The sequence below is a fragment of the Stenotrophomonas sp. ZAC14D2_NAIMI4_7 genome, from assembly GCF_003086675.1.
Taxonomy (GTDB): Bacteria; Pseudomonadota; Gammaproteobacteria; order Xanthomonadales; family Xanthomonadaceae; genus Stenotrophomonas.
Map to the genome: position 1 here is coordinate 1,160,892 of NZ_CP025995.1, position 14,105 is coordinate 1,174,996.

13 protein-coding genes and 2 pseudogenes are annotated in these 14,105 nt (G+C 67.9%); 4 read left to right on the top strand and 11 right to left on the bottom strand.

Annotated elements, in window-relative coordinates:
• Positions 1 to 48 precede the first annotated feature (48 nt).
• On the bottom strand, positions 49 to 318 hold the full coding sequence (locus C1922_RS05390) for a GlsB/YeaQ/YmgE family stress response membrane protein (protein WP_108748822.1): 270 nt from the start codon (positions 316 to 318) through the stop codon (positions 49 to 51).
• A 70-nt stretch (positions 319 to 388) separates the two neighbouring features.
• Entirely contained in the window at positions 389 to 1,882 is a 1,494-nt protein-coding gene (locus C1922_RS05395) for a M20 family metallopeptidase (protein ID WP_108748823.1), read from the bottom strand.
• 129 nt (positions 1,883 to 2,011) lie between these two features.
• On the opposite strand from C1922_RS05395, the gene C1922_RS05400 reads away from it, so the two are divergent.
• From C1922_RS05400 to C1922_RS05415, 4 genes are all read left to right on the top strand, one after another.
• Positions 2,012 to 2,407, top strand: coding sequence for a helix-hairpin-helix domain-containing protein (locus C1922_RS05400; RefSeq protein ID WP_234412307.1), 396 nt, complete (start codon positions 2,012 to 2,014; stop codon positions 2,405 to 2,407).
• 335 nt (positions 2,408 to 2,742) lie between these two features.
• Positions 2,743 to 3,819 carry a L,D-transpeptidase gene (locus C1922_RS05405; RefSeq protein ID WP_108748825.1) on the top strand — a complete coding sequence of 359 codons (1,077 nt, stop codon included), beginning with the start codon at positions 2,743 to 2,745 and terminating at the stop codon, positions 3,817 to 3,819.
• 17 nt (positions 3,820 to 3,836) lie between these two features.
• Positions 3,837 to 4,553, top strand: a complete 717-nt coding sequence (locus C1922_RS05410) for a murein L,D-transpeptidase catalytic domain family protein (RefSeq protein WP_108748826.1) — start codon at positions 3,837 to 3,839, stop codon at positions 4,551 to 4,553.
• 22 nt (positions 4,554 to 4,575) lie between these two features.
• Positions 4,576 to 5,181, top strand: a complete 606-nt coding sequence (locus tag C1922_RS05415) for a HutD family protein (RefSeq protein ID WP_108751489.1) — start codon at positions 4,576 to 4,578, stop codon at positions 5,179 to 5,181.
• 116 nt (positions 5,182 to 5,297) lie between these two features.
• Here the strand turns inward: C1922_RS05415 and C1922_RS05420 are convergent, their stop codons facing one another.
• From C1922_RS05420 to C1922_RS05460, 9 genes and pseudogenes are all read right to left on the bottom strand, one after another.
• On the bottom strand, positions 5,298 to 6,899 hold the full coding sequence (locus tag C1922_RS05420) for a sulfite reductase subunit alpha (RefSeq protein ID WP_108748827.1): 1,602 nt from the start codon (positions 6,897 to 6,899) through the stop codon (positions 5,298 to 5,300).
• Entirely contained in the window at positions 6,896 to 7,867 is a 972-nt protein-coding gene (locus C1922_RS05425; protein WP_108748828.1) for an FAD:protein FMN transferase, read from the bottom strand. The genes C1922_RS05420 and C1922_RS05425 overlap by 4 nt, the downstream gene beginning before the upstream one ends.
• A gap of 54 nt (positions 7,868 to 7,921) precedes the next feature.
• Positions 7,922 to 8,206, bottom strand: a pseudogene (locus C1922_RS05430) (DUF4198 domain-containing protein); the annotation flags it as partial.
• A 1-nt stretch (position 8,207) separates the two neighbouring features.
• A pseudogene (locus tag C1922_RS05435) lies at positions 8,208 to 8,636 on the bottom strand (FAD:protein FMN transferase); the annotation flags it as partial.
• 54 nt (positions 8,637 to 8,690) lie between these two features.
• The gene (locus tag C1922_RS05440) at positions 8,691 to 9,494 is read right to left on the bottom strand and encodes a DUF4198 domain-containing protein (protein WP_108748829.1); all 804 of its coding nucleotides are present in this window, start codon (positions 9,492 to 9,494) and stop codon (positions 8,691 to 8,693) included.
• Between the two features lie 120 nt (positions 9,495 to 9,614).
• A complete protein-coding gene (locus tag C1922_RS05445; protein WP_108748830.1) occupies positions 9,615 to 10,133 on the bottom strand; it encodes a DUF2271 domain-containing protein in 519 nt (172 codons plus the stop codon).
• 29 nt (positions 10,134 to 10,162) lie between these two features.
• On the bottom strand, positions 10,163 to 10,801 hold the full coding sequence (locus C1922_RS05450; protein WP_108748831.1) for a PepSY-associated TM helix domain-containing protein: 639 nt from the start codon (positions 10,799 to 10,801) through the stop codon (positions 10,163 to 10,165).
• A gap of 189 nt (positions 10,802 to 10,990) precedes the next feature.
• Complete coding sequence (locus C1922_RS05455; protein WP_108748832.1) at positions 10,991 to 13,417, bottom strand: TonB-dependent receptor; 2,427 nt, start codon at positions 13,415 to 13,417, stop codon at positions 10,991 to 10,993.
• A gap of 144 nt (positions 13,418 to 13,561) precedes the next feature.
• A complete protein-coding gene (locus C1922_RS05460; RefSeq protein ID WP_108751490.1) occupies positions 13,562 to 13,954 on the bottom strand; it encodes a hypothetical protein in 393 nt (130 codons plus the stop codon).
• Positions 13,955 to 14,105 lie beyond the last annotated feature (151 nt).

Sequence of the window (14,105 nt, forward strand, 5' to 3'; positions counted from 1 at the left end):
GTTCCGGACGCGCCAGGCGCGCCACGCTCAGGAAAGAGAAAAGGGGGATCAGCGGCGTGGGCTGAACAGGCGCATCAGGGCCAGCACGGCCACCGCGCCGACCACGGCACCGAGGAAGCCGGCCGGTTCGCCGGGGCGGTACCAGCCCATGTACTGGCCGAACCACCCGGCCACCAGCGCACCGACAATGCCCAGCACGATGGTCAGCAGGCAGCCCATGCGGTTGTTGCCGGGCATGAAGAAGCGCCCGAGCAGGCCGACGAAGAAGCCGACCAGCAGGATGTACAACCAGCTGCTGCTGCCGAAAAGACCATTCATGCGCGTGGTTTCCGCTGGGGGTGGACGCAGCCTAGCAAGGCCAGGCTGCGTCCGTCACGGTGTGCCCGAATCAGCAGCAGCCGTGGTCGCCGTGGCGGGTGCCACTGTCGGCGGCCACCGGCGAACCGCTGGTCTCGCCGCGCAGGCTGGCAGCGTAGTGTTCGCTGATGACCTTGGACACGCAGGCGGTGACCTTCTTGCCCATCGGAATGTGCAGGAATTCGTTCGGGCCGTGGGCGTTGGAGTGCGGGCCGAGCACGCCGGTGATCATGAACTGGGCGCCCGGGAACTTCTCGCCCAGCATGCCCATGAACGGGATCGAGCCGCCTTCGCCCATGTACATGGCCGGCTTGCCGAAGAAGGCCTGGCTGGCATCGTCGATGGCCTGGGTCAGCCACGGCGCCATGGCCGGGGCGTTCCAGCCGGTCGAAGCCTTTTCCAGGTCCAGGGTGACCTGTGCGCCGTTCGGCGGGTCGCGCAGCAGCGCTTCCTTCAGCAGTTCGCCGCAGGTCTTGCCGTCGGCGGTGGGCGGCAGGCGCAGCGACAGCTTCACCGAGGTCTGCGGGCGCAGCACGTTGCCGGCCGATTCCAGCGGCGGCATGCCGCCAATGCCGGTGACCGACAGGGCCGGGCGCCAGGTGCGGTTGAGCACCAGTTCGGCCAGGTCGTCGTTCATCGGCCGCAGGCCGTCGACCATCGGGAACTTCTCGAAGATCTCGGTATCGACCACTTCGGCGGCGCGCTTGGCCTGTTCCTGGCGCTCGGCCGGGATCTCCACGTTCATGCCGTCGATCAGGATGCGGCCGGTGTCCTGGTCCTCGATGCGCGACAGGATCTGGCGCAGCAGGCGGAAGCTGGACGGGATCACGCCGGAGGCATCGCCGGAATGCACGCCTTCGTTGAGCACCTTCACGGTGAAGTTGCCGCCGGTCAGGCCGCGCAGCGAGGTGGTGCACCACAGCTGGTCGTAGTTGGCGCAGCCCGAATCCAGGCAGACCACCAGCGACGGCTTGCCGATGCGGTCGGCCAGATGGTCGACGTAGGCCGGCAGATCGTAGCTGCCCGATTCTTCGCAGGCTTCGATCAGCACCACGCAACGCGCGTGCGGCAGGCCCTGGGCCTGCAGGGCCAGCACGGCGGCCAGCGAGCCGAAGATGGCGTAGCCGTCATCGGCGCCACCGCGGCCGTACAGCTTGTCGCCGCGCAGCACCGGAGTCCACGGGCCCAGGTCGTCGTCCCAACCGGTCATTTCCGGCTGCTTGTCCAGGTGGCCGTAGAGCAGGATGGTGTCGTCGCCGGTTTCCGCGCCTGTGGCCGGAATTTCCAGGAAAATCAGCGGGGTACGGCCTTCCAGACGGACCACTTCGACCTTCAGGCCGGGCAGCTGCTGGGCCTTGGCCCAGTTTTCCATCAGGGTGACCGCCTGTTCCATGTAGCCGTTCTGCACCCAATTGGCGTCGAACATCGGCGACTTGTTGGGAATGCGAATGTAGTCGACCAACTGCGGGACGATTTCGCTGTCCCACTTTTCATTGACGAATTGGCCGAGCTTGGCGCTGTCCATCTGAAACTCCGGTTGCATGGCTGATCCGCGCATTCTACGCCTGTGGTGGGGGTAGGGTTTTTCCTACACGACGTCGGGTAGTTGGCTGGCTTTTAGAAATCTGTGAAACCGATAGGCTGTGCACATGTGGTGACGGACACTGTTTCGGCCGACGGGATTGCCGGTCGGGACGGCCAGAACCACAAGGAGATACACGTCGTGCCTTGGAGTGTCGTGTTAAGGGCGCTGGTGCTGGGAATGTGGATGCTGGGGGCGCAAGCCGCCGAGCCCATCGACATCAACCGGGCCGATGCCCAGGCGCTGCAGCAGGGACTGTCGATGGTCGGGGCCAGGAAGGCTGCGGCAATCGTCGAGCACCGGCGCACACACGGCCCGTTTCACCGCGTAGAGGATCTGGCGCAGGTGAAGGGGATAGGGACAGGAATCGTTGAACGGAATCGACAGCGGATCACCGTCGGCAACAGGCTGTTGCCCGCGGATCCGGTACCCGGATCGGTACCGGTGCGAACCGTACCCAGGCGATGACAACAGGATCGTCGGAACCGGCAGGAGGCTGGTTCACTGGTCGCGGACAGGAAGGCCGTGACCACCGACCGTCGCACGGAGGCGACACCAATCACCAGGATGGTGGCATCACAGACCTGTGGAAGGGGCTGAGATACAAACAGGACAGACGCGGCCGCGTGCAGGACGCACCATTCCCATACCGCAGGACGCGGGGAATGGCAGCAGGCCGACAGGGACGTGACGATTGCCCGGTACGACACATGGTGGTGTCGCCGGGCAATTTCTTTTTCTGCGCACAGCCACGACGTGGCGATGGTGTAGCGTGGGGGCTCCCCATGGAATGGAGCCACCGGATGTCCCTTCATCGTCTTGCATTGCCGTTGGCGCTTGCCCTGGCCTGCGCCACCAGTGCGGCCAGCGCGGCCACGCCCGCCGCTGCAACGGCCACCGGCCCTGCCAGCGCCGAGGTGCGCGGGCCGACCGATCTGAAGCCCGGCGAGTATCTGTGGCACCCGGAAATCTCGCCGTCCGGCCCGATCGTGCTGGTGGTCAGCCTGGATGAGCAGCGCGCCTATGTGTACCGCAACGGCATCGCGATCGGGCTGAGCACGATCAGCTCGGGCAAGACCGGGCACGAAACGCCCACCGGTGTGTTCACCATCCTGCAGAAGGACAAGGACCACCGCTCCAACCTCTACAACAGCGCGCCCATGCCCTACATGCAGCGGCTGACCTGGGACGGCATCGCCCTGCACGGCGGCAGCCTGCCCGGTCACCCGGCCTCGCACGGCTGCGTGCGCCTGCCGCAGGCCTTCGCGCAGAAACTGTTCAGTGCCACCCAGCGCGGCGACACGGTGGTGGTGGCCGATGCCAAGAGCGCGCCGATGACGCTGGCCTACCCGGCCGTGCTGGCGCCGGTGAATGCCAAGGGGCAGGCGCTGCCGGACGGTGAAGCAGGCAGCGCTGCCGCGGCGTGGTGGAACGATGCCGCCGCGCCCGCCGGCCAGGTCGGCATCCTGGTCAGCCTGCAGGACCAGCGGCTGTATGTGCTGCGCGACGGGGTGATGATCGGCGAATCGCCGCTGCGTGCCGACGCGTTGCCGGCGTTCCAGGGCACCACGCTGTTCGTGATGGGGCAGGGCTACAGCGATACGCCCAGCCCGCTGGATGCACAGCAGCGGTTGCACCAATGGACGGCGTATCCGCTGCTGGGCCAGGACAGCGCGCAGGCCACGCCGGACCTGCTGGCCACGCCCTCGCTGCCGATGGCGCTGCCGGCCGATTTCGCCCACCAGCTGTACCAGGTGCTGGTGCCCGGCACGACCCTGCTGGTGACCTCGCTGCCGGCGGTACGCCCAAGCGCGGCTGAATCGGGCATGCAGCCGGTGTTGGAATCGGAGCCGGCCGCGCCCACGTCGAAGAAGTCCTGAGCAGATTGCCGTCACCCATGAACGTTTCACGCACGTGCTGGCGGGCCGCTGGCGGCCTGCTGGCGATCCTGGCCGGTGCGGCCTCTGCCGCCGCCGCATCGCCCGCGGCGGCCACCGCCAGCACCGAAGACCTGACCGCACTGCTGGCACGCACCGCGCCCAATGCCGACCGCCATGTACTGAAGCTGGCGGCCACGGCGTTGCGTTGTTCGCTGCAACGCCCCGAGCTGGGCGTCAGCGGTGAACGGCTGGCGGTGATCGATTACTCGCGGCCATCCACTGAACAGCGGCTGTGGGTGTTCGACCTGGCACGCCAGCGCCTGCTGTTCGAGGAATGGGTGGCGCATGGACGCAACAGCGGTGGCAACCGCACCGAACATTTCTCCAACCGCGATGGCAGCTTCATGTCCAGCATCGGTGCCTTCACCGCGAAGGAGACCTACATGGGCGGCAACGGCTATTCGCTGCGCCTGGATGGGCTGGAGCCGGGCTACAACGACCTGGCACGCGATCGCGCGATCGTGATCCACGGTGCGCCCTACGTGAACCCGACCGTGGCCCGGCTGCAGGGGCGACTGGGCCGCAGCCTGGGCTGCCCGGCGGTGCGGCTGTCGGTTTCGCGGCCGCTGATCGATTCGCTGCGCGGTGGCGCCCTGGTCTTTGCCTACTACCCCGATCCGGACTGGCTGAAACATTCCAAGCTGCTGGACGGTGGCTGTGGCGGCGCGAGCTGACACACGCACCTACAATGCGGGCATGGACACCGATTCCCTGCTGCACACCCCGAGCCAGGTGATTTCCAGCCTGGACTACCGCCGCGAACGCTGGCGCAATGGTCTGGGCTGGACCCGCGAGATCCTGCGCCTGCCGGCGCACGGCGATGATTGGGCGTTGCGCCTGTCGGTGGCCGAGATCGAGCAGGATGCCGCGTTTTCGGAGTTCCCCGGGGTGGAGCGCGAACTGGTGCTGCTGCACGGCAACGGCGTGCGATTGCGCTTCGAAGATGGCCACGTGGCCGAGGTGCTGCCGCCGCACGGGCGCGTGCGCTTTGCAGGCGAGCAGACGTTGCAGGGGGAACTGGTGGACGGCCCCACCCACGATTTCAACCTGATGTGGCAGCGCGATGTGCTGCAGGCCGAGCTGCTGCACCGGCCGCTGGTGGGATCGATGTTCTTCTTCTGCGAACCGGGCGTGGCCTGGGCGCTGTACCTGCTGGCCGGGCATGCCGGGTTCGGCGCCGACAGTGGGCTGCCGCCGATGCAGGCCGGGGATACCGCGTGGTTGGCCGCCGGTGAGCGGCAGCGCCACGCATTGCAGGGCGGTGGTGAGTTGTTGGCGATACGGGTAACGAGCGCCGGGTAGCGCCGGGCCATGCGTGGATGGGGTCAGAGCCCTTTTCTGCGGAAAGGGATCCGACCCCGTTGCGGTGGTTCGTGGATGGGGTCAGAGGCCTTTCCTGCGGAAAGGGATCCGACCCCTCAATACACGTCGCGGCGGTAGCGGCCGGCCAGCAGCAGGGCTTCCTTGCCCTCGGGACCCAGCACCTGCTCGATCACTGCATCCACGGCCGGGGCCATGCCCTGCAGGCTGCCACAGACCAGGATCGTGGCACCTTCATCGACCCACTGCCGCAGCGTTGCCGCTTCGGCCAGCAACCGGTCCTGCACGTAACGGTGCGCGCCGCCATCGCGGCTGAATACCGCATCCAGCCGCTGCAGCGTGCCGTCGCCCAGCATCGCCTGCAGTTCCTTGCCGAAGTGGAAATCGTGGGCGGCCGAGCGTTCGCCGAAAAGCAGCCAGGTGCGCTGCGCGCCGGCATGGGCGCGTTCGTGCAGGTGCGCGCGCAGGCCGGCGATGCCGGTGCCGTTGCCGATCAGCAGCAGGGGCATGTCGGCGGCCACCCCATGGAAGTTGTCGTTGCGGCGCAGGCGCAGTTGCACCGGTTCGCCGATGCCGGCGTGGTCGCACAGCCAGCCACTGCCGATACCCGCTGTGCCGTCGGCTCGCAGCTGGCGGCGCAGCAGCAGTTCCAGCGCACCGTCGGCCATCACCGATGCGATGGAATACTCACGATGCGGCAGCGGCTGCAGTGCCGCCAGCAGGCCGGCAAGGTCGCCGCGTGCGACCAGGTTCGGCAGGTGCGAACGCGCGACGCGGTCGAGCAGGGTCTGTCCGTCGTCCAGCTCCAGGGCCGGATCGAAGCCGTGCGATTGCAGCCAGTCGCGCGTGCTGTGCGCGGCATGCTGCGGGCCGACTTCGGCGATGTCGCCGGCCTGCCATGGCGCATCGCTGCCCGCCGGGGGCTGCAGGCGCAACCAGTACACCGGCCCGCCCAGGCTGCCCGGATTGAGGTGCTCGCGCTGCAGAAGCGTCCACGGCTGATACTCGGCCGGGCTCCAGTCGGGCAGTTCGCTGGCACCGCCGCCGATCTGCCCCAGCAACTGCTGCCAGTGGCGCAGTGCGGCCGGGTCGGCATTGTCGACCTCGACCACATCGAACATCGGATGGGCACCGTGCTGGCGCAACCACGTATCAAGCTGGTGGCCGAAGGCGCAGAAGTGCCCATAGCTGCGGTCGCCCAGTGCCAGCACGCCGTAGTGCAGGTGGCCCAATGCAGGCGAGGCGCTCATCGCGCCGCGCAGGAAGGGCAGGGCATGGTCGGGCGCATCGCCTTCGCCGGTGGTGCTGGCAATGAACAGCACGCGGGTGCTGGCGGCCAGCAGCGTGCCATCCACTTCATGCAGACCGCGCAGGCGCACCGGCAGCCCGGCCGCGCGCAGGGCCTCGGCGCTGCGTTCGGCCAGCTCGCGGGCGAAGCCGGTCTGGCTGGACCAGACCAGCAGCAAGGGCGTGGCACCATCGGCGCTGCGGTCGTCGCGGCGGCGGCCGCGCCACCACACCGCGGTGCAGGCCAGTGCGTACAGCACCAAGGCAATCAGCGCGGCATGCCAATGGCGCGGCGTGGGGGCGCCCTGCCACCAGGTTTCCCCCAGGTGCAGGCGCAGCAGGGCGATGGCGGCCACGGCCAGCATCGCCAGCACCAACAGATTTCCCAGCAGTGCGCGCGAAGGGCGGCTCATGCGGCCTGCTCGTCCAGCAGGCGCTGGAAGGCGCTGCTTAGCTGTTCCTGCGGGCCGCCGGTACTGCGCAGCAGATAACGCACGGCCAGCCCCTCGCGCTCGGCCAGCGTCATGCCAGCGGCCTGGCCCAGCACGGTGAGCGCGGTGGCCCAGGCATCGGCATGCATGGCGTCGTCGGCCACCACGGTGACGGCCGCGGCGACCTGGCGTACCGGCATGCCGGTGCGCGGGTCCAGACTGTGGCTGTAGGCCTGGCCGTCGGCGCTGTACTGGTGCCAGCGGTCGCCCGAGGTGGCCACCGCCTTGCCGTGCAGCGCGAGCACGCGCGGTGGAAGGTCACTGGCGGCATCTTCTTCCGGCGCCGATTCCACCAGCACACGCCATGGCTGCCCATCCGGTTTGCGGCCGTAGCCGGCCAGCTCGCCGCCCACTTCGATCAGCGCTGCATCGATCTGCTGGCTGCGCAGCCACGCCGCGACATGATCCACACCGAAGCCCTTGGCAATCGCCGACAGGTCCAATTCCAGCCCGCCCGGTTGCAGCAGCGCGTCGCCCTGCCACTGCAGGCGCTGCCAGCCACAGCGTTCGCGCGTGGCCTGCAGCACGTCGGTATCGGGCAGCGAACGTGGCCCCGCGTGCGCGCCGAAGCCCCACAGCGCCACCAGCGGGCCCACCGTGGGATCAAAGGCGCCCTCGCTGGCGGCGGCGATGGCCTGCGCACACGCCAGCACATGGCGGGTTTCAGCTGGCAGCACGCAGTACTGGCCCGCCGGCGCGCGGTTGTAGCGGCTCAGGTCGGAACCGGGTTCCCACGTGCTCATCTGCGCGACCACCGCGTCCAGGCGCGCCTGGATGCCTGCATGCAACGGATGCAGGTCGCGCTGGCGCGGCGCCACCAGCGAAACGCTCCAGGTGGTGCCCATGGTGGTGCCACCCAGGCGGGCGATGTCGAGCGAGGTATCGGTCATGTCAGGCGGTGCAGGCGGCGGTGCCGGAAGCATCCCGGCACCGTCGCGTATGGATTACTGCGGCAGGACTTCCAGCGTAGCGACGTAGCTCAGGCGGCGCTTGGCGGCCTGCTTCACCGAGGTCTTGTTGTCCTCGGTGCCGGTTTCCAGCCAGTACATGCCGGCTTCCGGCCAGGTCACCTTGATCTCGCCCTTGGCGTCGCTGGTCACCTTCAGTTCGTCCTGCGCATTGCGGTAACGGGTGGCGCCGCGCACGATCTCGAAGTCCAGGCCGGCGGCCGGTTTGCCATCGACCAGTACGCGGAAGGTCGATTGCTCTCCGGCGAACAGGTCATTGGGGCAGCAGCGCGTCGCCCTGCCACTGCAGGCGCTGCCAGCCACAGCGTTCGCGCGTGGCCTGCAGCACGTCGGTATCGGGCAGCGAACGTGGCCCCGCGTGCGCGCCGAAGCCCCACAGCGCCACCAGCGGGCCCACCGTGGGATCAAAGGCGCCCTCGCTGGCGGCGGCGATGGCCTGCGCACACGCCAGCACATGGCGGGTTTCAGCTGGCAGCACGCAGTACTGGCCCGCCGGCGCGCGGTTGTAGCGGCTCAGGTCGGAACCGGGTTCCCACGTGCTCATCTGCGCGACCACCGCGTCCAGGCGCGCCTGGATGCCTGCATGCAACGGATGCAGGTCGCGCTGGCGCGGCGCCACCAGCGAAACGCTCCAGGTGGTGCCCATGGTGGTGCCACCCAGGCGGGCGATGTCGAGCGAGGTATCGGTCATGTCAGGCGGTGCAGGCGGCGGTGCCGGAAGCATCCCGGCACCGTCGCGTATGGATTACTGCGGCAGGACTTCCAGCGTAGCGACGTAGCTCAGGCGGCGCTTGGCGGCCTGCTTCACCGAGGTCTTGTTGTCCTCGGTGCCGGTTTCCAGCCAGTACATGCCGGCTTCCGGCCAGGTCACCTTGATCTCGCCCTTGGCGTCGCTGGTCACCTTCAGTTCGTCCTGCGCATTGCGGTAACGGGTGGCGCCGCGCACGATCTCGAAGTCCAGGCCGGCGGCCGGTTTGCCATCGACCAGTACGCGGAAGGTCGATTGCTCTCCGGCGAACAGGTCATTGGGGTGGCCGACGGCGACCAGTTCGATGCCGCGGTTGGTCGGCTTCAGCGCGGTGTCGTTCGGCGCGCCGTTGGTGACGAAGGTTTCCACCCGGCCCACCGATTGGCTTACTTCCAGCTTCTTCGCCTCCTTGGGCAGTTCGCCGAAGGTGGCGGCAGTACCGCGCCAGCGCTTGCGCTCGCCGTTCAGTTCGTAGGTGGCGAACAGGCCATCGTTCACCGAGGCGATGCGGTAGGTGCCCTGCTGCTTCAGTTCGATGTCGAACACGCTGCGGTACTTGCCGGTGGCCGCGTTCTGCGGCTGCACGGTGCTGCCGTCCGGCGCGGTGATCACCAGCGATTCCAGGCGAAGCGGCACGTGGTTGAAATAGAACAGGTCGTTGGACACGGCGCCATCGACGGTGATCCACGGCGCGTTGCCGGCGATCACGGTCTGCGAGGGCAGCAGCCAGGCCTTGTGGGCCAGGGCGGAGAACGGAAGAGCAGCGGCCAGGGCGGCGGCTAGGACGAGCGTGCGCTTCATGCGGAAGACTCCAGTTGGAAGGGGGCGGATCCCTTTCCAGCGGAAAGGGCTCTGACCCCGGGGCGGGGCGGTAGGGTCAGAGCCCTTCCTGCGGAAGGGATCCGACCCCGTGGCAGACAATCAGGGCTTCACGGCCAGGGTGACCAGGCCCAGTTCGGTGGCGCCCTGCGCCTTGCCGTTCTGGGCGGCGGTGGCCGGCCAGGTGAAGGGGATCTTCAGCAGTTCGCGGCCGCCGACTTCGCGCACCGCTTCCACCACCAGGGTGTAGTTGCCGGGGGCCAGCTGCTTCAGCGCCGGCTGCTTGTCGCTGAACGACAGCGCGTGCTTGCCGGCCGGGCGGGTGGGGCCGGTCACGCCGTCCACGGGAACCTGCAGGGTGCGGCCGCTCTTGCGCCACCACTGGCGCAGGTCGGGCAGCCACTTGGTGCCGTGACCTTCGCTGTTGCTGGTCTGCTGGTACCAGACCGACAGGTTGGCGGCGACCTTCTGGTCGGCCCCTTCCAGCCACACGGCCACGTACGGGCGGTGGTATTCGGCCACGTTGAGCTTGGGCACTTCAACGTTGATGTCCAGCGTGGTGGCGTAGGCGGGGCTGGTGGCCAGCAGGCCGCTGAGGGCGATGGTGAGGGTGACGCGCATGGGGCGGCTCCGAAGGGAACGGTTGGAAGTCAGTGGATCAGCAGCAGGGCGATCAGCAGCGGGATCATCAGGCCCAGGCCGACCAGCGGCCAGGTCATGCGCCGCTGCCGCGCATGCAGGTGCAGCAGGAACAGGCCGGTGATGCAGAACACCAGGCAGGCCACCGCGAACAGGTCCAGGAACCAGCCCCAGGCCGGGCCGGCGTTGCGGCCCTTGTGCAGGTCGTTGAGGTAGGACACCACGCCGCGCGAGGTGGATTCGTATTCCACGGCGCCGGTTTCGCGGTCGATGCTGAGCCAGGCATCGCCGCCGGGGCGTGGCAGCGATAGATAGATTTCTTCGGGCGACCATTCGGCCGGGCGGCCGCCGATGGCGATGCCCAGCTGCTGGTCCAGCCACTGTCGCGCCGGGCGCGGGATCGGCGCGTTGCCGTCTTCGCGCGTGCCCAGCTGGGCCAGCAGTGCCTGCGGTAGTTCCAGCTGCTGGTTCTGCACCTGCGGTTTGGCTTCGATCTTCGCCGCATGGTTCAGGGTCAGGCCGGTGGCCGCGAACAGCAGCATGCCGATCAGGCACACCGCCGAGCTGATCCAGTGCCACTGGTGCAGGGTACGCAGCCAGAAGCCACGGCTCTGTTGCTGCTGCACGGTGGACGAGGCAGGACGGCTCACGGTGTTTTTCGGGGCAGGTGAAGACCACCCATTACAGCATTAATGAGAATGGCTCGCAATTAGGTGTCGTTGTGTATCCCGCGCGGGTAGATCCACGCCATGCGTGGATGGAGCGGTGCCAACCAAGGTGGGCGCCCACCACGGCAGGGCGGTGGGCACCCACCACCGCAGGGCGGCGGGTGCCACCACTCAGAAGCGGAAGTTCAGGCTGACCCAGACGCTGCGGGCCTTGTCCTTGTTGTTGTAGTCGTCCTCGAACAGCACTTCGTTGGTGTCATCGGTGTAGATGCCGTCGCCGTCCAGATCGGTGAAGAAGGTCTGGTAGGTGGTGAAGTCGCGGTCCAGCAGGTTGTTGATGCGGGCGTTCACCGTCAGCCACTCGGTGGCCTCGAACGAAGCGCCCAGGTGCAGCACGGTGTAATCCTTGTAGTAGCGTTCCTGGCCGGTCACGGTGCTGATGCCGCCATAGCGCTTGGAGCGCGCTTCGGCGGTCAGGAACACGTTGAAGCGGTCGCTGGCGCGCCAGTCGAAGGTGGCGTTGGCCATGTGCCGGGCGCTGTTGCCCAGCGGCCGGCCCTTTTCGGCGCCGCTCTTCTGCTCGCTGTCGGTGAAGGTGTAGTTGGCGCGCAGGCTGAACTGATCGCTGATGTTCCAGCGCCCGGCCACTTCGGCACCCTGGATCACCACCTCGTCGATGTTCACCGTGCGGGTGCTGCTGGCATAGCCCAGGTCGGCATATTCACCGGTGGAGCTGCACGACAGGGTCAGCGCCGCACCACAGGGCTGCGAGGCGATCTTGTCGTCGAAGCGGTTGTGGAAGGCGGTGGCGTTGAAGCTGTGCCCGGCCGGGTGCTGCCAGTACACGGCAAGTTCGGTGCTGGTGCTGGTTTCCGGCTTCAGGTCGGGGTTGCCGAACATTGGCGAGGTGCCCTGGCCACCGAAACCGATCACGCCGTCGTACAGCTGGGTGGTCTTGGGTGTCTTGAAGCCGGTGCTGATGCCACCCTTCACCGTCCAGGCCTCGTTGACGGTGTACACGCCGTACAGGCGCGGGCTGAGCTGGTCGCCGAACACTTCATGGTCGTCGTAGCGCAGGCCGTAGGTGATCGCCAGCGGGGCCAGCACGGTCCAGGTGTCCTCGGCGAACAGCGAGTACATGTTGTGGTCCTGGCTCAGGCCCGGCGTACCACGTTCGGTACCGAACACACCGTCGGTCAGTTCACCGCGGATCACCTGCGCGCCGACCACGGCGATGTGCTGGCCTGCCGCCTGGAACGGGATGTCCAGCTTGGCATCCAGGGTGTACTGCTCGCTTTCCAGAGTGCGCGCCGGGCGCGGCAGGAAGGTCGATTCGGCCAGCGCGCGGCGTTCGGCCAGCGGCAGCCCGGCATACGGGCCGGTGGCATCGATCATCTGCAGCAGCTGCACGCGCTCGGCCACGGTGAAGGGCATGGTGCGCCCGTTGTTGTTGGTGGCCACGTGCGAAAGCGAAACCAGGCTGTTGCCAAAGCCCCAGCGGCCTTCATGGGTGATCGCCCAGGCATCGCGGGTGAATTCCTGGCTGGGACTGTAGCCCACGCGCGGATCGGCGCGGCGCGACCAGGTGCCGCCGTTGTTGCGGCAGGCGTTGGCATTGGCGCCGCTGGCACCGCGGCAGAAATTGCTGCTGCGCCAGATGCTGCTGATGCTGTCCACGGTGCCGACCGGGTATTCCTCTTCGCCGGCATCGTTGATCTTGATCGCGTTGTCGTACTCCTGGCGCGAGGTGTCGTAATCCAGGGTCAGGCGCTGGGCATCGCTGATGTTCCAGTCCAGGCTGATGCCGCCGGCCTTGTTGGTATTGTCCACGGTCTTGCCGCCGCCACCGAAGCCCAGCGAGCGGTCATGGGCCACGCCGCTGGGGTCGAGCACCGGGCTGTATACCGGGTTGGAGGCATCGCGGTCGTACCAGCTGGCACGCGCCGACAGGTTCAGCACGTTGGGCACCAGGGGGCCGGTCACGTAGACATCGGCGGTGCGGTCGTCGCCGAACTGGTCGTCGGTCTCAAAGGTGCCGCCCAGCGTGGCCGAGCCGCTCCAGCGGTCCAGCGAGCGCTTGGTGATGATGTTGATGACGCCGCCCATCGCATCGGCGCCGTACAGGGTGGAGGCCGGGCCACGGATCACTTCGATGCGCTCGATCGCATCCAGCGGCGGGATGTGGTTGAACTGGTTGCCGCCGAAGTTGTTCGGGTAGATGTCGCCGTGGTTGTTCTGGCGGCGGCCATTGACCAGGATCAGCGTGTAATCCGAGCCCATGCCACGCATGGAAATGGTGCCCTGGCCGGTCTTGTCGCGGGTTTCGCCCACGTCCACGCCTTCCAGGTCGCGCACCGCGTCCAGCAGGGTCATGTAGGGGCGGGTGGTCAGCTCTTCCTGCGTGATGACGGAAATGCTGGCCGGGGCGTCGGTGATCTTCTGTTCGAAGCCCGAGGCGGTGACCACCACGGTATCCAGGGTCTGCGGTGCGCCGGCGGCGGCACCGTTGGCGTAGGCAGGGGCGGCGAAGGCAGCCAGCACGGCGCTGGTCAGCAGGTGGCGGGACAGGGACGAACGAACACGATGGCACTGGGCCATGGCAGGAACCTCGAAGGATGCGAGCGCGCGCGGAACCGCGCGGCAGGCGCGGTGGCGGCAGGAATGCCCGGTCAGGGGCGGCAGGGAACGAACACGCAGCGGCGCGCCGGCTGTACCGCCGATGCGGTCAGCCAGGGCCGGGGATCAGGCCAGCGGCGGCGCCTGGCCGCGTTGCTGGCGACGCCCGGGCGCGTCGGCCCAGGGCGTGTCCGGAGCGGCCAGTGGCCAGTCCGTCTGCGCGACGGCATGCGCCGGCGCGGTGGGGATCAACTGCAGTTCGCTGTGCAGCCACTGCCGCGCCAGCAGCAGGGGCGGCGACGTGTCGGTAGTCTTCTGCGGGGTTGCAGCGCAACGGCGCAGCTTGGCCGGGGCCTCTTCGTGCGCGCCGCGCTCACCGCCACGCTCTTCCAGCGGCTGCTGCTGCGCCTGGGCCAGGCCCGCGTGGGCAACCGGCAACAGCGGCAGGGTGCCCAGCAGCAACGCCAGCATCGCGATCCACGCCAACAGGCTGGCCAGTGCAGGCCGGCGGCCGCGCATGGCGGTACCAAGCTGCACGTGGCGAAGCGGGCGAGGGCGAAGCGGGCCAAGCAAGATGGGCAACCCTGGGAACGGCCGGAACCGCCGGCGTCAACGGGGCGTGATTGTAATGAGAGCGGTTAGCAGTTGCAAATGAGAATGATTGTCAGGC